The 17,518-nt window shown below is 43.1% G+C and carries 18 protein-coding genes and 1 riboswitch; of the genes, 14 read left to right on the top strand and 4 right to left on the bottom strand.

Features of this window, described 5'->3' with window-relative positions:
* Positions 1 to 25 precede the first annotated feature (25 nt).
* Together HMPREF9960_RS05430 and HMPREF9960_RS05425 are read right to left on the bottom strand one after the other, a co-directional pair.
* Positions 26 to 820, bottom strand: coding sequence for a peptidylprolyl isomerase (locus HMPREF9960_RS05430; RefSeq protein ID WP_005589251.1), 795 nt, complete (start codon positions 818 to 820; stop codon positions 26 to 28).
* A gap of 55 nt (positions 821 to 875) precedes the next feature.
* Complete coding sequence (locus HMPREF9960_RS05425) at positions 876 to 1,295, bottom strand: NUDIX hydrolase (RefSeq protein WP_005592237.1); 420 nt, start codon at positions 1,293 to 1,295, stop codon at positions 876 to 878.
* Positions 1,296 to 1,646: 351 nt separating this feature from the next.
* Here HMPREF9960_RS05425 and HMPREF9960_RS11155 point away from each other — a divergent pair, with 351 nt between their 5' ends.
* The 4 genes from HMPREF9960_RS11155 to gloA2 all read left to right on the top strand — a co-directional run bounded on the left by HMPREF9960_RS11155 (position 1,647) and on the right by gloA2 (position 4,913).
* Positions 1,647 to 1,730, top strand: coding sequence for a hypothetical protein (locus tag HMPREF9960_RS11155; RefSeq protein ID WP_479688004.1), 84 nt, complete (start codon positions 1,647 to 1,649; stop codon positions 1,728 to 1,730).
* 132 nt (positions 1,731 to 1,862) lie between these two features.
* Positions 1,863 to 2,045 carry a PspC domain-containing protein gene (locus HMPREF9960_RS05420; RefSeq protein ID WP_037586205.1) on the top strand — a complete coding sequence of 61 codons (183 nt, stop codon included), beginning with the start codon at positions 1,863 to 1,865 and terminating at the stop codon, positions 2,043 to 2,045.
* Between the two features lie 71 nt (positions 2,046 to 2,116).
* Entirely contained in the window at positions 2,117 to 4,420 is a 2,304-nt protein-coding gene (locus tag HMPREF9960_RS05415; protein ID WP_005592167.1) for a DNA translocase FtsK, read from the top strand.
* Positions 4,421 to 4,526: 106 nt separating this feature from the next.
* Positions 4,527 to 4,913 carry an SMU1112c/YaeR family gloxylase I-like metalloprotein gene (gloA2, locus tag HMPREF9960_RS05410; protein WP_005589255.1) on the top strand — a complete coding sequence of 129 codons (387 nt, stop codon included), beginning with the start codon at positions 4,527 to 4,529 and terminating at the stop codon, positions 4,911 to 4,913.
* 89 nt (positions 4,914 to 5,002) lie between these two features.
* Here the strand turns inward: gloA2 and HMPREF9960_RS05405 are convergent, their stop codons facing one another.
* Positions 5,003 to 5,350: a DUF3397 family protein gene (locus HMPREF9960_RS05405; protein WP_005589256.1), complete on the bottom strand. Its 348-nt coding sequence runs from the start codon at positions 5,348 to 5,350 to the stop codon at positions 5,003 to 5,005.
* 149 nt (positions 5,351 to 5,499) lie between these two features.
* Here HMPREF9960_RS05405 and rplK point away from each other — a divergent pair, with 149 nt between their 5' ends.
* From rplK to HMPREF9960_RS05370, 7 genes are all read left to right on the top strand, one after another.
* Positions 5,500 to 5,925 (top strand): 50S ribosomal protein L11, encoded by a 426-nt coding sequence (gene rplK / locus HMPREF9960_RS05400; protein WP_001085808.1) that lies wholly within the window; start codon positions 5,500 to 5,502, stop codon positions 5,923 to 5,925.
* Positions 5,926 to 6,022: 97 nt separating this feature from the next.
* Positions 6,023 to 6,712 (top strand): 50S ribosomal protein L1, encoded by a 690-nt coding sequence (rplA, locus tag HMPREF9960_RS05395; RefSeq protein WP_001085675.1) that lies wholly within the window; start codon positions 6,023 to 6,025, stop codon positions 6,710 to 6,712.
* Between the two features lie 130 nt (positions 6,713 to 6,842).
* Positions 6,843 to 8,291, top strand: coding sequence for an APC family permease (locus HMPREF9960_RS05390; protein ID WP_037586218.1), 1,449 nt, complete (start codon positions 6,843 to 6,845; stop codon positions 8,289 to 8,291).
* 311 nt (positions 8,292 to 8,602) lie between these two features.
* Positions 8,603 to 9,538, top strand: a complete 936-nt coding sequence (locus HMPREF9960_RS05385; protein ID WP_005589432.1) for a manganese-dependent inorganic pyrophosphatase — start codon at positions 8,603 to 8,605, stop codon at positions 9,536 to 9,538.
* 85 nt (positions 9,539 to 9,623) lie between these two features.
* Entirely contained in the window at positions 9,624 to 10,136 is a 513-nt protein-coding gene (locus HMPREF9960_RS05380) for a YiiX/YebB-like N1pC/P60 family cysteine hydrolase (protein WP_005589433.1), read from the top strand.
* Entirely contained in the window at positions 10,129 to 10,782 is a 654-nt protein-coding gene (locus HMPREF9960_RS05375; RefSeq protein WP_005589434.1) for a DUF1803 domain-containing protein, read from the top strand. The genes HMPREF9960_RS05380 and HMPREF9960_RS05375 overlap by 8 nt, the downstream gene beginning before the upstream one ends.
* 96 nt (positions 10,783 to 10,878) lie before the next feature.
* Positions 10,879 to 11,628 carry a CPBP family intramembrane glutamic endopeptidase gene (locus HMPREF9960_RS05370; protein WP_005589436.1) on the top strand — a complete coding sequence of 250 codons (750 nt, stop codon included), beginning with the start codon at positions 10,879 to 10,881 and terminating at the stop codon, positions 11,626 to 11,628.
* Positions 11,629 to 11,653: 25 nt separating this feature from the next.
* Here the strand turns inward: HMPREF9960_RS05370 and HMPREF9960_RS05365 are convergent, their stop codons facing one another.
* On the bottom strand, positions 11,654 to 13,099 hold the full coding sequence (locus tag HMPREF9960_RS05365; protein WP_005589437.1) for a UDP-N-acetylmuramoyl-L-alanyl-D-glutamate--L-lysine ligase: 1,446 nt from the start codon (positions 13,097 to 13,099) through the stop codon (positions 11,654 to 11,656).
* 86 nt (positions 13,100 to 13,185) lie between these two features.
* Between HMPREF9960_RS05365 and HMPREF9960_RS05360 the strand changes: the two genes are divergently transcribed.
* From HMPREF9960_RS05360 to HMPREF9960_RS05350, 3 genes are all read left to right on the top strand, one after another.
* Positions 13,186 to 14,814 carry a putative polysaccharide biosynthesis protein gene (locus HMPREF9960_RS05360; protein WP_005589439.1) on the top strand — a complete coding sequence of 543 codons (1,629 nt, stop codon included), beginning with the start codon at positions 13,186 to 13,188 and terminating at the stop codon, positions 14,812 to 14,814.
* A 151-nt stretch (positions 14,815 to 14,965) separates the two neighbouring features.
* The gene (locus tag HMPREF9960_RS05355) at positions 14,966 to 16,060 is read left to right on the top strand and encodes a cystathionine gamma-synthase (RefSeq protein ID WP_005589441.1); all 1,095 of its coding nucleotides are present in this window, start codon (positions 14,966 to 14,968) and stop codon (positions 16,058 to 16,060) included.
* A 1-nt stretch (position 16,061) separates the two neighbouring features.
* Positions 16,062 to 17,228: a MalY/PatB family protein gene (locus tag HMPREF9960_RS05350; RefSeq protein WP_005589443.1), complete on the top strand. Its 1,167-nt coding sequence runs from the start codon at positions 16,062 to 16,064 to the stop codon at positions 17,226 to 17,228.
* Between the two features lie 52 nt (positions 17,229 to 17,280).
* A riboswitch (M-box (ykoK) riboswitch) is annotated at positions 17,281 to 17,436 on the top strand.
* Positions 17,437 to 17,518 lie beyond the last annotated feature (82 nt).

The raw sequence follows: 17,518 nt of genomic DNA, 5'->3' as shown, positions 1-17,518 counted from the left end.
TGAGAGAACTCGAGTTGACTTTTTCCTATTCTTTTATAATTTCAATCTTTTCGATTTTAATATCTGTTTTGGGTTTATCTTTATCGCCAGTTTCTGTGGCAGCAATTTTGTCTACTACGTCCATGCCTTCAATGACTTGACCAAAGACAGTATAGCCACCGTCAAGGCTTGGATTTCCGCCGTTTTTGTAAGCTTCAATGATTTTAGCTGGGAAGGTGTCGGTCGGTAATTGTTTGGATAAGTCTTTCTTGCTTTGGTTGATGAAAAATTGACTGCCGTTGGTGTCTTTTCCAGCATTAGCCATGGCTAGTGCGCCACGCAAGTTGTAGAGGTAGGGAGAATATTCATTCTTGAAGCCATTTCCTGAGTCAATAGACTCATTCTTGCCTTTCCAAATGGATTCGCCACCCGTGCCATCTCCTTTAGGATCGCCGGTCTGAATCATGAAATCATTAATAACGCGATGGAAAATTACACCGTTATAATAGCCTTCCTTTGCATGTGTCAGAAAATTTTCGACAGCTAAAGGAGCGTATTTAGGAAACAGCTTGAGGCGAATGTCCCCTTGTGTTGTGATAATCTTGACTTCAGCCTCATCTTCGGCAACTTCTGTAGATAGTTGTGGGAAGTTGGCATTTTCATTGGTCATGGCATCCTTGTACTGTTCACGGAGTTTTTGAGCTTCAGCTGCCTCAGAACTGGTATCGGTAGCAGAAGACTGCTTAGGAGCACTGGAGGACTTGGTAGTAGAATCTTCTTTAGTGGAGCAGCCCGTCAGAGCAAGTGCAGATAAAAGACTAAAAAGAATGATTTTTTTCATAAATAACCTTTCTATGCATAAGTTTATGAACTATTGCTATTTTACTATAAGTGCTTTAGTTTTTCAAACTTTCCTGCGTCAGAAATTCCAAGAGCAGGGATTTAAGGCTTTCTGGACGCAGATTGTGGTTGTAAAGTTCTTGCAAGCTGACCCATTCGGGCTGGTAAATGTTTTGGGAACCACTGCGCCGGGCTTCCTCGCCCTGCATGAGGGGAGTCTCGGCCGTACTTAGACTGGTGTAAAAATAATACTCCTCTTTGCCCTGATTATTCAGGGAAAAAACTGTGTACAGCTGGTCAGCAGAAAAACTAAGATTGACTTCTTCTTTCATTTCCCGTAAGGCGGCTTCTAGAGGTCCTTCTCCAAGTTCGATAGTCCCACCGGGAATCACGAAATACTCTTGTCCATTCTTCCAGCGGTGAATGAGCAAAATCTTGTCCAAGAAAGGATTGTAGACAATCACACCTGCTCGCATACTATTCTCCTTTCCGATATTTTCTTCTAAATAGTCTAGCAAAAATAGCTAAAGATTACCAATCTGAGCTATAGAAACACTTTCTTGAAATTTCCGCTTTCTATAAAAATATATATTCTAAAATGAATGTTATACTTCAGAAATGAATTGCTTATGCCTATAAATTTTAAGGAAGCTATCTTGTTCATCTGGTTTTATAGTAGCATTTCTAATAGATGTTCTTTTAGTGGGACCCTTGGCCAAAGAACTGGCCATTCGTTTTTTGAAAGATCATCATAAGCGCTGGCAAAATATTAGGGTGCATCCTTGTTAGTGGAACGTTATTTGGGAGCTTGGGGAAGAAACTTTGTAATGGCAGTCCCCCTCAACTTCCTCTTGGTTGGACCGCTCTCGCCTTTTATACTAGGGCGTATCCAGAAACCTTTCCCGAATTAAGAAAAAGTTGAAGATTTTGAGGGCGATAGTGAAGTTCCAACAATTATTTGAGGAAAAATTATGGTAAAATAAGATAAAAATCATTGGTTTCGTTTGATAAAAATCTATCGTTGATTTGAAGGGAGTTTGATTATGGCAAGACGTTTAACAAGAAGTGCTAATGATAAAATCATTGCGGGAGTTTGCTCCGGCTTGGCTCGATATTTTAATATAGATCCGGTTATTATCCGTGTTATCTGGGGAGTTTCCTTTTTCGCTTATGGGATCGGACTTCTTCCCTACCTCATTTTCTGGGTGATTTTGCCAGAAGAATAAGGCAGAAACTAGTTGCAAAAGGCAGCTAGTTTTCTCTTTAGAAGATCTTAAAATATGGTATAATGAAAGTTATGGCAAATAAGAAAAATACAAAAAATGGTCGGACTACGAGACGACCGACAAAAGCAGAATTAGAAAGACAGAAAGCGATTCGACGGATGATAGTCACCTTTGTTTTGGCTCTCGCTTTGTTGTTTGCTGCTTTGAAGCTGGGGGCTTTTGGCGTCACCATTTATAACTTAATTCGGCTTCTAGTAGGGAGTCTGGCTTATGTGGCGATTCTAACTTCCTTGTTTTATCTCTTTTTCTTTAAGTGGCTGCATAAACATGAAGGAAAGATTTCAGGCTTCATCAGCTTTTTCTTAGGACTCAGCTTGATTTTTCAAGCCTATTTTGTTCATGTTTTGCATTTGAAAGGGCAGGTTTTATCTACAACGCTTACAAGAGTTCTGACAGATTTGTTGGCCTTTAAAGTGTCCTCATTTGCTGGCGGGGGGCTGATTGGGGCGGCTCTTTATGCTCCGATTTCTTTTCTTTTTTCAAATATCGGCTCTTATTTTATCGGGCTGCTCCTGATTTTGCTGGGTGCTCTGCTCATGAGTCCATGGTCGCTTTACGATCTTGCTGAGAAATTTAGCGTGGCTTTCCAAAACTGGAGAGAAAAAGAGGAAGAAAAACGTCAGCTTCGTTTTCTTGAGCAGGAGGAGAAAGCTGCACAGGCAGCTATGCAAGCCATTGAGGTAGAGCAGGCAGAAGCTGAAGTGGATCCTGAAACGGGAGAGATTCTAGATGTAGAGGATTTGTCCTATTCGCCAATGGACTTTGATGAGGCGGAATATGCTGAATCGGGAGAGTATGATCCTCATGAGCCCCTGGACTTTGACAGCGAAGAGGAAATAGAAGAAGCAGAGGCAGATACAGATGTAGAAGTGGATTTTACAGCTAAAGAAAGTCTAGACTATAAATTACCGACTATCAATCTCTTTGCGCCTGATAAGCCCAAAAATCAGTCCAAAGAAAAGCGGATTGTCCGAGAGAATATCAAGATTTTGGAAGAAACATTTGCTAGTTTTGGGATTAAGGTTACTGTCGAGCGGGCTGAAATCGGACCTTCTGTTACCAAGTACGAGGTTAAGCCAGCTGTCGGTGTTCGTGTCAATCGGATTTCCAATTTGGCTGATGATTTGGCTCTTGCCCTAGCTGCTAAGGATGTGCGGATTGAAGCGCCGATTCCTGGAAAGTCTCTTGTTGGGATCGAAGTACCCAACTCTGAAATTGCGACTGTGACTTTCCGAGAACTTTGGGAGCAGTCTAAGACGGATGCTAGTAAGCTCTTAGAAATCCCTCTAGGAAAAGCTGTCAACGGCTCTGTCCGTTCTTTTGACTTGGCTAAGATGCCTCACCTCTTGGTGGCGGGCTCTACTGGTTCTGGTAAATCTGTGGCCGTCAACGGCATTATCGCCAGCATTCTCATGAAAGCCAGACCGGATGAAGTCAAGTTTATGATGGTGGATCCTAAGATGGTGGAGCTGTCTGTTTATAATGACATTCCCCACTTGCTTATCCCAGTCGTAACAAATCCTCGCAAGGCCAGCCGCGCCCTACAGAAGGTTGTAGACGAAATGGAAAATCGCTATGAACTCTTCTCCAAGGTCGGTGCCCGTAATATCGCTGGCTACAATGCTAAAGTAGCTGAGTACAATGCTCAGTCAGAGTATAAGCAAGTGCCCCTGCCTTTAATCGTCGTCATCGTGGACGAGCTGGCAGACCTTATGATGGTGGCTAGCAAGGAAGTGGAAGACGCCATTATCCGTCTGGGACAGAAAGCGCGTGCGGCTGGGATTCACATGATTCTAGCTACCCAGCGGCCATCTGTGGATGTTATCTCTGGTCTGATTAAGGCCAATGTGCCGTCTCGGATTGCCTTTGCAGTCTCCAGCGGGACAGACAGCCGGACCATTCTAGATGAAAATGGAGCGGAAAAGCTCTTGGGTCGTGGAGACATGCTCTTTAAGCCGATTGATGAAAACCATCCGGTTCGTTTGCAGGGCTCCTTTATCTCAGACGAAGATGTGGAGCGAATCGTAGCCTTCGTCAAGAATCAAGCTGAAGCTGACTATGATGACAGTTTTGATCCAGGCGAAGTATCTGAAAGTGATTTGGATACTGGCGGAGGCGACGATGAGGGTGATCCGCTCTTTGAGGAAGCCAAGGCCTTGGTTATTGAGACTCAGAAAGCCAGTGCCTCTATGATTCAGCGACGACTCTCAGTCGGATTTAACCGAGCCACTCGTCTCATGGAAGAACTTGAAGCAGCAGGCGTTATCGGGCCGGCCGAAGGAACCAAGCCGAGAAAAGTGTTGCAGACAAGTTAAACTTTTTCCCGAGCAGTTGGTTAACAAGAATAATATCATGTAAATAAAAATCTGCCAGCAGTTAGCCGGCAGATTTTCTCTACTGAAGAATGAAAGGAAAAAAGCTATGAAACTAGATAGCATTCACCATATTGCGATTATTGGCCATGATTATGCTAAGACCAGGGAGTTTTATGTGGATAAGCTGGGCTTTGACATGCTGGATGAGCACCATCGGCCCGACAAGCAGGACATTCTCTTTAATGTCCGCAAAGGGAATTTGACACTGGAAATTTTCATCAAGGAAGCGGCTCCCCAGCGGCCAGCCCTGCCTGCACCAGAGCATACTGGGTTGCGGCATCTGGCTTTCCGAGTGACAGATGTTGAAGAAACGCTAGCGGAATTTGATCGTTTGGAGATTCCCCATACCGAGCTGCGCTATGATGACTTTGATGGCCGTAAGATGGCTTTCTTCTTTGATCCGGATGGTCTGCCTTTAGAAATTCATGAATAAAAGTAAGAGAATCGAAAGATATAAAGCATGACTTGTAAGTTCCGCATACGAAAACCCATCGGATTTGCCCGATGGGTTTTGTTTTACATTTATAAAAAGAGAGCGATGACCATGGCTAGGTACATAAAGAAGGTCAAGATAAAACCAGCCCGCCAGAAAAATTTAAAGAACTTGGGATAGTAGAAAGTCCGTTTTTTCCTAAGAAAATAAGCTGTGATGGCGATAGCTAGGCCAGACAATACTAATAATAGGTGGGGTAACAGACTATGGTAGAAGGCCTTGTCTGAAATGATATATAACTCTATAGCAAAAAAAGGGAAAGCCAAATCTGCAAAATTCAAACCAAATTTTCTTAGTCTGAAGACCTTCACCGCGATAATCGATAAGATAAGTGTTAAAAAGATAAATAATACAGAAGCAATTTTTAATAATACCATGTAACTATTTTACCATAAAAACGAGAAAATATAAGAATTTTTCTTGCATTTTGAAAAGATTAGTGTATAATAGAAAAGTGTGCAAAAAGCATACTTGTGGGAGGTAAAAATCTCTAATTACCGCCAAAACCACAAAGGAGGATTTAAAAATGGCTAAAAAAGTCGAAAAACTTGTAAAATTGCAAATCCCTGCTGGTAAAGCTACTCCAGCTCCACCGGTTGGACCTGCTCTTGGTCAAGCTGGTATCAACATCATGGGATTCACAAAAGAGTTCAACGCTCGTACAGCTGACCAAGCTGGTATGATCATTCCAGTTGTTATCTCAGTATACGAAGACAAATCATTTACTTTCGTTACAAAGACACCACCAGCTGCTGTTCTTTTGAAAAAAGCTGCAGGTGTTGAAAAAGGATCAGGTACACCTAACAAAACGAAAGTTGCTACAGTTACTCGTGCACAAGTACAAGAAATTGCAGAAACTAAGATGCCAGATTTGAACGCAGCAAACATTGAGTCTGCAATGCGTATGATCGAAGGTACTGCTCGTTCTATGGGATTCACTGTTGTTGACTAATCAATAACACCCCCAATATAACCCGCAAGACTTCATCATTTCGAGGAGTGACGTGGGAGATGAAAATCGATTGAACCACTTACAAGGAGAATAGAAAATGGCTAAAAAAAGCAAACAACTTCGTGCTGCTCTTGAGAAAATCGACAGCACAAAAGCATACAGTGTAGAAGAAGCTGTAGCACTTGCAAAAGAAACTAACTTTGCAAAATTTGACGCAACTGTAGAAGTTGCTTACAACTTGAATATCGACGTTAAAAAAGCTGACCAACAAATCCGTGGCGCAATGGTATTGCCAAACGGTACTGGTAAAACTTCACGCGTTCTTGTTTTTGCACGTGGTGCAAAAGCTGAAGAAGCAAAAGCTGCAGGTGCAGACTTCGTTGGTGAAGATGACCTCGTTGCGAAAATTAACGACGGTTGGTTGGACTTTGATGTAGTTATCGCTACACCTGACATGATGGCTCTTGTTGGACGTCTTGGACGTGTCCTTGGACCACGTAACTTGATGCCAAACCCTAAAACTGGTACTGTAACGATGGATGTTGCTAAAGCAGTTGAAGAGTCTAAAGGTGGTAAGATCACTTACCGTGCTGACCGTGCAGGTAACGTTCAAGCAATCATCGGTAAAGTATCATTTGAAGCTGAAAAATTGGTTGAAAACTTCAAAGCGTTCAACGAAACAATCCAAAAAGCAAAACCAGCTACAGCTAAAGGAACTTACGTAACAAACTTGACAATCACAACTACTCAAGGTGTTGGTATCAAGGTTGACGTGAACTCACTTTAAGAATAGAACTTGAGCTACCTACGGGTAGCTCTTTTTTTGGACAAAATATGCTGAAGACGGTTACAAAAAATGTAAAAACATGGTATAATTTTATGGAGCTATTTATTTTATATTCAAAGGAGATGAAATGATGAAAAAAGATCAGAACCAGCTGACTTGGCTGATGGTGTCCCTGATTGCCTTTAATATGGTTTGGGGTCTGGGAAATGTGGTCAACAACTACTCCCAACAAGGGATTTCGGTCGTTGTTTCTTGGATTCTTATCCTGGCCATTTACTTTATTCCCTATGCCCTCATCGTGGGGCAGCTAGGCTCGACCTTCAAGGAGAGCGGAGGTGGTGTCAGCGACTGGGTGGAGAAGACCTCTACCAAGCGCTTGGCTTATTTTGCGGCTTGGACTTACTGGGTAGTGCATATTCCCTACTTGGCTCAAAAGCCACAGGGAGTTCTGATTCCTTTAGGATGGGCTATCCAAGGAAATGGCGATTTTTTGAGCAGTCTGGATATTCACTGGATTGTTATTCTTAGTTTGCTGATTTTCGGTGCCTTTCTCTACTTGTCTACCAAGGGACTGTCCACGCTCAAGGTCATTGGTGGACTAGCTGGAAGTGCGATGCTGATTATGTCCTTCCTCTTTGTTCTCTTAGCGGTCGGTGCGCCTTTTATCAAGCCGGATATGCAGTTTGCAACGGCTAATATGGACAAGCTCAGCACTTACATTCCTAATTTTGATTTTTCATACTTTACGACTATCTCACTTTTGGTCTTTGCGGTAGGTGGGGCTGAGAAGATTTCGCCTTACGTTAACCAAACTCGCAATCCAGCCAAGGAATTTCCAAAGGGGATGATTGTCATGGCTGTCATGGTTGGTGCCTCTGCTATCCTAGGCTCTATTGCTATGGGCATGCTTTTTGATGGCAGCAATATTCCTGAAGACCTGATGCGAAACGGTGCTTACCAAGCCTTTCAAATGCTGGGCAACTACTGGGGTGTAGGCAATGTACTGGTAGTCATCTATGCCCTGACCAATATGGTCGGACAGATTGCTGCCTTGGCCTTCTCAATTGACGCGCCTCTACAAATCTTGCTCAATAATGCAGACGAAGAATTTGTCCCAAGCTGGCTACGCAAGCGGACATCAAAAGGTGTACTGATTAACGGTTATATCCTGACAGGGATTTTGGTAAGTTTCCTGATTGTCCTACCAATCTTTGGAATCAAGGAAATTGACGGTCTGGTTAAATGGATGACTAATCTTAACTCTATTGTTATGCCGATGCGTTATCTTTGGGTATTCGTGGCTTATATGTTGCTCAATAAAGCTTGGAAGAAATACAAGGATGCGGAATACAAACTTACTAAAAATCCAAAATTTGGCTTTATCATCGGAGCTTGGTGCTTCCTTTTCACAGCTTTTGCTTGTATTTTAGGTATGGTTCCCAAAGTAGACTATGCAGTTGATCCAGCTGGTTGGCGCTTCTCTCTGATGACAAATATCTTGACACCGATTGTCTTGATTAGTTTAGGCGTCATCTTGCCTCTATTGGCTAAACGGGAGAAGAGACAGTCACTTAAATAGTAGTGACGATCGCCTCTATCGCTAAATTGATAAATTTTTCAGTCCTATCTTATGATGGGGCTGTTTTTTAGGAAACAATCCTTTCACAGGAAATAAAAATGATAAAGCAAGCGTTTCTTCTGGGGGACTTTCATAAGAGATGATACTTGTATCGACGGTTAAGGTTGGATGATTATTTTGAAGGTTCAGCTTAGCCCTCTATTGCAAAGCTACAATTTTTCTCAAGAAAATATCCTTCTCCTTTTGTGAAATACCTATAATTGTGGTAAAATAAGTGGAATAAATATTATTAAAAACAAAGAGGTATTATCATGTCTAAGATTCTAGTATTTGGTCACCAAAATCCAGACTCAGATGCCATCGGGTCATCTGTAGCCTTTGCTTATCTTGCAAAAACAGCTTACGGTTTGGATACAGAAGCAGTAGCTCTTGGGACTCCAAATGAAGAAACAGCCTTTGTATTGAACTATTTTGGTGTAGAAGCACCACGCGTCATTACATCCGCTAAAGCGGAAGGTGCAGAGCAAGTTATCTTGACTGACCACAACGAATTCCAACAGTCTGTTTCAGATATTGCTGAAGTGGAAGTTTATGGCGTGGTGGACCACCACCGTGTGGCTAACTTTGAAACTGCAAGCCCACTCTACATGCGTTTGGAACCTGTTGGGTCAGCGTCGTCTATCGTTTACCGTATGTTCAAAGAACACGGTGTGGCTGTTCCTAAAGAGCTTGCTGGTTTGATGTTATCTGGTTTGATTTCAGATACACTTCTCTTGAAATCTCCAACGACACACCCAAGTGATAAGGATATTGCTCCTGAGTTGGCTGAGTTAGCAGGTGTGAACTTGGAAGAATACGGTCTCGCTATGCTGAAGGCTGGTACAAACTTGGCAAGCAAGTCTGCAGAAGAATTGATTGACATTGATGCTAAGACTTTTGAATTGAACGGAAACAATGTCCGTGTAGCACAAGTCAACACTGTAGATATTGCTGAAGTTTTGGAACGCCAATCAGAAATCGAGGCAGCAATGCAAGCAGCTATTGCAGCAAATGGCTATTCTGACTTTGTTTTGATGATTACAGACATCGTCAACTCAAACTCAGAAATCCTTGCAATTGGCGCAAACATGGACAAGGTAGAAGCAGCTTTCAACTTCAAACTTGAAAATAACCATGCCTTCTTGGCTGGTGCCGTTTCACGTAAGAAACAAGTCGTGCCTCAGTTGACTGAAAGCTTTAATGCTTAATTTCCTGAGTGACAGCTCAAATAGGAAACACTGGTTTTCCGCACATGTAAAGGAGTTTCGGCTCCTTTTTTGATAGACGAGAGAAATGAAGATTCAAGATTTACAAAATGGTGATCTATTGTTTACAGTTGGGAAATCCGATATGGCAGCAGCGATTCGGACAGCTACGGGCTCTTATAGTCATGTGGGTATCTTTTTTGATGGTGAGATTTACCATGCAACGCAGGACAAGGGAGTGACGCATCAACCCTTGAGCCAGTTTTTGGAAGAAGGGGACATCTATCATGTCTTTACTTATCCAGAGATAGATGCCTCTGCCGCCTTCAAAGAAGCCAAATCCCATCTGGGCAAGTCCTATAATGCTAGTTTCTATCCTGAGAGCGAGGGATTTTACTGTTCGGAATATATTGCTCAGATTTTGCCAATTTTTGAGACCATTCCCATGCAGTTTGGTGATGGTGAAAATGTGGTTTCTGCGTTTTGGCAGGCTTATTATGAGGAATTGGGCTTAGCAGTGCCTGTAGGGCAGCCCGGAACCAATCCCAGTCAGTTGGCTCAATCAGCCAAGCTCATTTTTAAAGGAGAGCTTCATGATTAAAATTATAAATCCGACTCGGCTGACACGACAGCCCTTATTTGAAAAACTAATCAATTATCTGGATCAGCAGGATGATGTGATTTTAAGAGAAATCAAACGTGAATTTGCGGGCTTTCCCAATCTAGATCGCTTCATGGAGGAATGTATCAAGGCGGGCTATATTCGGCGGGAGAATAAGCGCTATTATCAGCAAGTGCCGCTTTTGGAGAAACTAGAAAATCTATCTTTGGATCAGGAAGTTTTTATTCGAGATGATAGTCCGATCTATCAGGAATTGTTGAATTTGCGCTTTGAGACTCAGCTTACCAATCAGACTAATGCGGCTATTCTGCTGGAAAAGACCGATTTTCAGAGAGATAAACTGACCTTGTCCAATTATTTTTATAAAATGCAGCGACAGTATCCGTTGTCTGAGGAGCAGAAGCCCCTTTATGCTATTTTGGGAGATGTGAATCCAGAGTATGCCCTCAAGTATATGACGACTTTCCTCCTCAAGTATGTCCGTAAGGATGAGCTCCTGCAGAAGCGTCGAGACATTTTTGTCGATAGTCTGGTGATTCTAGGTTACATTCGTCAGAATGAGGCTGGTAAGTATGAATTACAGGCCAGCTTTGACAAAGAGCGCCTAGTCTTCCAATTGGACTGATAGTTTTTAGAATGAGGGAAAAATTAGACAAACCCACCTGTCATTTTGCCATATTCTGTGCTATAGTAGTATATAGAATTTGGGAAAGGAATATGAATGACAATGTTGAAAAAAATCTATCCCGAGCAACCACTGGAGAACCTTAGATGGTTCGATATGCTGATTTTAGCCGCTATTATGTTTGGTCAATTTATTTATTCCTCAACAGTAAATTGGCTTACGATGTCCAGCTCTGTAGGACAAGCAATCGTGCCCAGACCAGAGGATGAAAATTTTGCCTTGTTGAGTAATTTGAAATTGCAAGTTTTCCTGCTGGTGCTGGCTCTGCTCTATCTAGGCATCCGTCATTATGATTTTAAACAACTGAAACTACGCTTATCTTGGTCTATTCTGTGGGCACCCTTGATTTTTGTGGTTGTCGGTCTGACTTCTGATGTGATAGCAGCTTTAGTCGGTTCCTATAATTATTTTGACTTAGAAATCTTGCAGCATATCGACTGGACCTTTGTCGAAGTTTTTCGCAAACTAGCTGCGCTAGGACCTGTCGTCATTCTTTATTCTCTATTCAATGGTGTCTATGAGGAATTCTTTTTCTTAGGCTTGCTCACATCGGTGAAAGAAGAGAGCAAATGGTGGGTTTTAGGCTTTTCAACGCTGGTTCGCTTTTCTGTCCATACCTATCAGGGGCTAGTCTCTGCTTTTCTGATTGGCGTGGTCTTCGGTCTGTTCTATTATTTCTTTTATAAATACAAGGTTAAAAACTTGCTGCCTTTCTTTTTGGCACACGCCTTTGCTGATATGGTAGGCAGCAGCTTGCTCTACGTCTTAGTGATGTGGAATGGATAATAAAAAAGGACTTGAAAGTCCTTTTTTATATGTATTTTTCTGCCAGTGCATAATCACCAGGATAGGGAACCTTTTGGTCATTGATGATTTGGTAGGCATCCGCTCCCTTGCCAGCAAGGATGACTGCATCGCCTTCAGCACTAGTCAGGCTGATGGCTTTTTTGATGGCTTCCTCTCGGTCAGCAATCATGTCCACCTCAAAGGAGATGTAGCTAGCAATTTCTTTTGCGATGGCAATCGGATCTTCACGATTTGGATCATCTGCGGTTAAAATGACTTTGATTTCAGGATGCTGGTTGAGTAGGAGACCAAAGTCCTTGCGTCGACTTTCTCCCTTATTGCCAGTAGCCCCTAGTACAAGTACAGTCTGTCCTTTTTGATGCTCTTGAACGACGGACAGCAACTTAGCCAAACTGTCGCCGTTGTGGGCATAGTCCACGAAGACCTTGGCGCCGTTTGACTGGGTCAAGACCTCCATGCGTCCTGGCACTCGTGTCTGGGCAATACCAGCTTGAATATCTTCCAATGAAGCTCCAAGTCGTAGGCAGGCTAGGCCAGCAGCAATGGCATTTTCCTGATTGAAGCGACCAATCAGCTGGATATCGTAGGAACCAGCTAACTTTCCTTGTGCTTCAAAGGAGAAGGCTTGCGATTGCAGGATACTATTGGCGGAGTCTGGTCCATAGAAGTCGTGGCCGTAGTTGGCCACTTGCTCAGCTAAAACTTGAAAATGATCCATGCCACTATTGACGACAACAGCTCGGCTATTGTCCATCAGGAGTCGTTTGTGGTAGAAGTAGTCTTCAAACGTCGGATGCTCAATCGGGCCGATATGGTCAGGGCTGATATTGAGGAAGACCCCCACATCAAAGGTTAGGCCGTAGACTCGCTTTTTAAGATAGGCCTGGCTGGAGACTTCCATGATGAGATGGGTACGAGCATTGGCTACAGCTTGAGCCATCATCTCAAAGAGGTCTAAGCTCTCAGGAGTGGTCAGGGTTGATTTAAAGAAAGTTTCACCGTCCAGAGTGGTATTCATAGTAGAAAGCAGGGCTGGTTTGTGGCTTTGTTTTAAAATATTATAAGCGAAATAAGCCGCTGTGGTCTTGCCCTTGGTACCAGTGAAGGCCAAAAGTTTAAGTTTTTGCTCTGGGTGACCGTAAAATTCCATAGCAATGAGACTCATAGCTTGTTTAATATCATTGACCAGAAGCACTGGAATTCCGACTTCGAGGTCAGTCTCACTCAGGTAAAACCCTAGTCCAGCTGCTACAGCCTTCTCTAAAAATTCCCGCTTGAAATGCTCGCCCTTGACAAAGAAGAGAGTTCTACTATCTGCCTTGCGACTATCATAGCTAATCTTATCAAAGGTCAAGTCCTGATAGTTGAAGTAGTAGTCTCCATCAGCGATGATTTCACGAAAATTTTGGTCTTTTTTTAAAATATCTAGTATTGTTTCAATTTTTATCATATCTCTATTGTAAACCGAAAGGCTATGTTTTACAAGAGGCAAGGAAAAGTTTATAATAAAAGAAGAACAAATAGAAGAGGTTTTCTATGAGCCAAGAAACAACAAGCCAGCAGCAGAAAATGCTAAGAGGGACTGCCTGGCTGACTGCTAGTAATTTTATCAGCCGCCTTCTTGGGGCTGTTTATATCATCCCTTGGTACATCTGGATGGGCCAGCATGGGGCGGAAGCGAACGGTCTCTTTACTATGGGGTACAATATCTATGCTTGGTTCCTTTTGGTTTCCACAGCAGGAGTACCGGTAGCTGTTGCCAAGCAAGTTGCTAAGTACAATACGATTGACAAGGAGGAACACAGCTTTGCCCTCATTCGAGAGTTCCTCAAGTTCATGCTGGCCTTGGGACTGATCTTTGCAATCATCATGTACTTGATGGCACCGGTTTTTGCCTCAATGTCTGGTGGCGGGGCTGACCTGATTCCAGTCATGCAGAGTTTGTCTTGGGCCGTGCTCATTTTTCCGTCTATGAGTGTCATTCGGGGATTTTTCCAAGGATTTAATAATCTGAAACCGTATGCGATTAGCCAGATTTCGGAGCAGGTGATTCGGGTTATCTGGATGCTACTGACGGCTTATTTCATTATGAAAATCGGTTCAGGTGACTATGTTGAAGCTGTGACCCAGTCTACTTTTGCTGCCTTTGTCGGGATGCTGGCAAGTATGCTCGTCTTACTTTTCTATCTAGCAAAAACGGGTATGCTGCGCTCTATCCTGAGAAAGCCTAAAAAGTCTGCGGGAATTAGTGGTCGTTCTCTTCTCTGGGATACCATACGAGAAGCCATTCCTTTCATCATTACGGGCTCTGCCATTCAGCTTTTCCAGATCATTGACCAGGCGACCTTTATCAACATTATGACCCAGATTAGCGATTATACAAAATCAGAGCTCCTAGTGCAATTCGCCTACTTCTCAGCTAATCCGAATAAAATCACCATGATTTTAATTGCGGTAGCAACTTCTATCGGTGGTGTCGGGATTCCTCTCTTGACCGAGAATTATGTCAAGGGTGACTTTCGCTCGGCTGCTCGCCTAGTGCAAGATAATCTTAGTATGTTGCTCTTCTTCATCTTTCCGTCAACAGTGGGAGCAGTTATGGTGGCTAGTCCGCTCTATACCGTTTTCTATGGTAAGCCAGATAGTCTAGCACTGGGGCTCTTTATCTGCGCTATGTTGCAGACGATCATTCTCAGCACTTATACAGTTCTGGCTCCGATGATTCAAGCTCTGTTCCAAAACAAGAAAGCCATTCTCTACTTCTTCTATGGAGTTCTTGTCAAGCTTAGTCTGCAGGTGCCGATGATCAATCTCTTCCATGCTTATGGTCCTTTGATTTCAACGACCGTCGGTCTTTTACTGCCAATCTTCTTCATGTTTAGAGAAATTCGCAAGGTTGTTGGTTTGAATCCTAAGAATCTATTGAAGCGCCTGCTGTTGAGTATGATTCTCACAATTGCCATGGTGATCTTGGTTCTGCTTGTCGAGTATCTACTAAGCTTTATCTTCCAGCCAACTAATCGGATGTACAGCTTTATCTATGTCGCTGCCGTTGGAGGAGTCGGAATGCTCGTCTATATCGTACTGTCTCTCAAAGTTCGGCTCATAGACCGTTTTATCGGACAAAAGGCAGATAGTTTACGCCAACGATTAAGAATGAAATAAGAAACGAAGAGTCGTTCAGCGACTCTTTTTTTATGAATTATTACTCTATAGTTTCAGACTATAGCTAGCTCTTGAAAAGAAAAAAGCTCAAGACTTTCTTAAGATGTTACAATAGAAAGGTAGAATATTTTAAAAAAAGAGGAACGGTTAAATGGAGAGAGAACGGAAATTAAATACCTTGTTAGCCCAAGCGGGAGTAAAATCAGACACAACAACAGGTGCCTTAACAACCCCCTTGCATTTTTCAACGACTTACCAGCATCCAGAGTTTGGCCAGTCCACAGGATATGACTATACTCGAACCAAAAACCCTACACGGGCTAGCTTGGAAGAGACTCTAGCTGCTATCGAAAGTGCAGACTATGCCTTAGCGACTAGCTCAGGTATGTCGGCTATTGTCCTAGCCTTTAGTGCCTTTCCAGTCGGCAGTAAGGTTTTGGCTGTTCGGGATCTCTATGGTGGATCTTTCCGTTGGTTTGCTCAGGCTGAAGCAGAAGGGCGCTTTGCCTTTACCTATGCCAATACGGAAGAAGATCTTCTGAATAATCTGACAGAGGATATAGATATTGTCTATATCGAGACACCGACCAATCCTCTGATGGTGGAGTTTGATATTGCCCGTATTTCCCAAGCGGCGCACGAGCGAGGAGCAGCTGTCATTGTGGATAATACCTTCTACAGTCCTATTTACCAAAGACCGCTGGAGGATGGAGCTGATCTTGTCCTACACTCTGCAACTAAGTATCTGGGCGGGCACAATGATGTCTTGGCTGGAGCCATCATGACCAATGATGCTGCCATCTATGATAAGCTTTTCTATAATCTCAATACAACTGGAGCAGTCCTGTCTCCTTTTGACAGCTATCTGCTTTTGCGTGGACTCAAGACATTGGCTCTCCGTATGGAGCGCTCTACTCAGAATGCACAAGAAGTAGTTGCTTTTCTGAAAAAATCTCCTGCGGTAAAAGAGGTCCTCTATCCAGGTAAGGGCGGCATGATTTCCTTTAAAGTTGTCGATGAAAGCAAGATTCCTCATCTCTTAAATAGCCTGAAAGTCTTTACCTTTGCGGAAAGTTTGGGTGGAGTAGAGAGTTTGATTACCTATCCGACGACCCAGACTCACGCAGATATTCCTGTTGAAGTGCGCCATTCTTATGGCTTGACTGATGATTTGCTGCGTCTGTCGATTGGGATCGAAGATAGTCGAGATTTGGTAGACGATTTACGCGCAGCCTTGGAGGACTAATATGGGAAATTATAACTTTGAAACAGCGCCCAATCGGATTGGTCAGCATACTTATAAATGGAAAGAGGCGGAGAAAGACAGTCAAGTCCTGCCAGCCTGGATTGCGGACATGGATTTTGAAGTCCTGCCTGAAATCCAGCAAGCTGTTCATGATTACGCTGATCAGTTAGTCTATGGCTATACCTATGCTAGTGAGGAGTTGATCAATGCCGTTCTAGCTTGGGAGCGGGATGAGCATGGCTACACATTTGACCAGGAAGCCTTGGTCTTTATCGAGGGAGTTGTTCCTGCTATTTCGACGGCTATCCAAGCCTTTACAGATGAAGGCGATGCCGTTCTGATCAATACCCCTGTTTACCCGCCTTTTGCTCGCAGTGTCAAGCTCAATAATCGTCGGTTGATTACTAATTCCTTGATAGAACAGGACGGTCTCTTTCAGATTGACTTTGAGCAGCTGGAGCAGGACATCGTAAACAATGAAGTTAAGATTTACGTGCTTTGCAATCCGCATAATCCTGGCGGTCGAGTTTGGGAAGAGGACGTTTTAGAGAAGATTGGTCGTCTCTGCCAAAAGTACGGTGTTCTCGTAGTTTCAGATGAGATTCACCAAGATTTGACGCTGTTTGGACATAAACACCAGTCTTTCAATACTGTTTCACCTGACTTTAAGGACTTTAGCCTGATTCTAGCCAGTGCGACTAAAACTTTTAATATTGCTGGAACTAAAAATTCCTATGCAGTGATTGAGAATCCTAGTCTGCGGCAGCAGTTTCAAAAGCGCCAACTGGCCAATAACCAGCATGAAATTTCGGGTCTTGGATTTTTAGCGACGGAAGCTGCCTATCGTTATGGTAAAGCTTGGTTGACGGAGCTCAAGGCTGTCTTGGAAGAAAATATTGATTTTGTTGTTGATTATTTTACTAAGGAAGCACCAGAACTGCGGGTCATGAAACCTCAAGGAACTTATCTGGTTTGGCTGGACTTTTCAGCTTATGGGCTGACAGATGACCAGCTTTTCCACTTGATTCGAGAAGAGGCTAAGGTTGTCCTGAATCGGGGAAGTGATTTTGGTCAAGAGGGCAAAGGACATGCTCGTCTCAATACAGCTGCGCCGAAGGCCATGATTAAAGAGCTTTGTCGACGAATTGCGGAAGTTTTACCAAAATAAAATAAAAATAGCTCTCTTTATTGACAATCTTTCTAAAGAGGAGTATAGTAATAGTGTCAATCGGTAGGTGAGGCTACCATAGGGATACGGATGACTACCGCAAAGCAGTGGAGACACTACTCGTTGGTCAACAGTCCTGATCGCAAAGGTCAAGACTAAGCTCATTTCATCGCCTTATGGAGTTAAAGCTTGAACGGTGAATGCTTGTTTTATCTGTGTTTAAAACAATGAAGCGAATAACCTGACATGCAAACAACCCTGCCTAGAATTGGCAGGGTCTTCTTTTTGCC

It is taken from the genome of Streptococcus cristatus ATCC 51100, assembly GCF_000222765.1.
In the GTDB taxonomy this organism is placed as follows: domain Bacteria; phylum Bacillota; class Bacilli; order Lactobacillales; family Streptococcaceae; genus Streptococcus; species Streptococcus cristatus.
Note: the sequence above shows the minus strand (reverse complement) of the source record. Positions and strands in the feature narration are given on the sequence as shown.

What these genes read in the sequence shown, in the direction of transcription:
- HMPREF9960_RS05420 (WP_037586205.1), top strand. Translation starts at nt 1,863, where the DNA reads ATGGCAAGACGTTTAACAAGAAGTGCTAATGATAAAATCATTGCGGGA.
- rplA (WP_001085675.1), top strand. Translation starts at nt 6,023, where the DNA reads ATGGCTAAAAAAAGCAAACAACTTCGTGCTGCTCTTGAGAAAATCGAC.
- HMPREF9960_RS05380 (WP_005589433.1), top strand. Translation starts at nt 9,624, where the DNA reads ATGAAGATTCAAGATTTACAAAATGGTGATCTATTGTTTACAGTTGGG.
- HMPREF9960_RS05425 (WP_005592237.1), bottom strand. Translation starts at nt 1,295, where the DNA reads ATGCGAGCAGGTGTGATTGTCTACAATCCTTTCTTGGACAAGATTTTG.
- HMPREF9960_RS05350 (WP_005589443.1), top strand. Translation starts at nt 16,062, where the DNA reads ATGGGAAATTATAACTTTGAAACAGCGCCCAATCGGATTGGTCAGCAT.
- HMPREF9960_RS05415 (WP_005592167.1), top strand. Translation starts at nt 2,117, where the DNA reads ATGGCAAATAAGAAAAATACAAAAAATGGTCGGACTACGAGACGACCG.
- rplK (WP_001085808.1), top strand. Translation starts at nt 5,500, where the DNA reads ATGGCTAAAAAAGTCGAAAAACTTGTAAAATTGCAAATCCCTGCTGGT.
- HMPREF9960_RS05375 (WP_005589434.1), top strand. Translation starts at nt 10,129, where the DNA reads ATGATTAAAATTATAAATCCGACTCGGCTGACACGACAGCCCTTATTT.
- gloA2 (WP_005589255.1), top strand. Translation starts at nt 4,527, where the DNA reads ATGAAACTAGATAGCATTCACCATATTGCGATTATTGGCCATGATTAT.
- HMPREF9960_RS11155 (WP_479688004.1), top strand. Translation starts at nt 1,647, where the DNA reads ATGGCAGTCCCCCTCAACTTCCTCTTGGTTGGACCGCTCTCGCCTTTT.
- HMPREF9960_RS05365 (WP_005589437.1), bottom strand. Translation starts at nt 13,099, where the DNA reads ATGATAAAAATTGAAACAATACTAGATATTTTAAAAAAAGACCAAAAT.
- HMPREF9960_RS05355 (WP_005589441.1), top strand. Translation starts at nt 14,966, where the DNA reads ATGGAGAGAGAACGGAAATTAAATACCTTGTTAGCCCAAGCGGGAGTA.
- HMPREF9960_RS05360 (WP_005589439.1), top strand. Translation starts at nt 13,186, where the DNA reads ATGAGCCAAGAAACAACAAGCCAGCAGCAGAAAATGCTAAGAGGGACT.
- HMPREF9960_RS05385 (WP_005589432.1), top strand. Translation starts at nt 8,603, where the DNA reads ATGTCTAAGATTCTAGTATTTGGTCACCAAAATCCAGACTCAGATGCC.
- HMPREF9960_RS05370 (WP_005589436.1), top strand. Translation starts at nt 10,879, where the DNA reads ATGACAATGTTGAAAAAAATCTATCCCGAGCAACCACTGGAGAACCTT.
- HMPREF9960_RS05430 (WP_005589251.1), bottom strand. Translation starts at nt 820, where the DNA reads ATGAAAAAAATCATTCTTTTTAGTCTTTTATCTGCACTTGCTCTGACG.
- HMPREF9960_RS05405 (WP_005589256.1), bottom strand. Translation starts at nt 5,350, where the DNA reads ATGGTATTATTAAAAATTGCTTCTGTATTATTTATCTTTTTAACACTT.
- HMPREF9960_RS05390 (WP_037586218.1), top strand. Translation starts at nt 6,843, where the DNA reads ATGAAAAAAGATCAGAACCAGCTGACTTGGCTGATGGTGTCCCTGATT.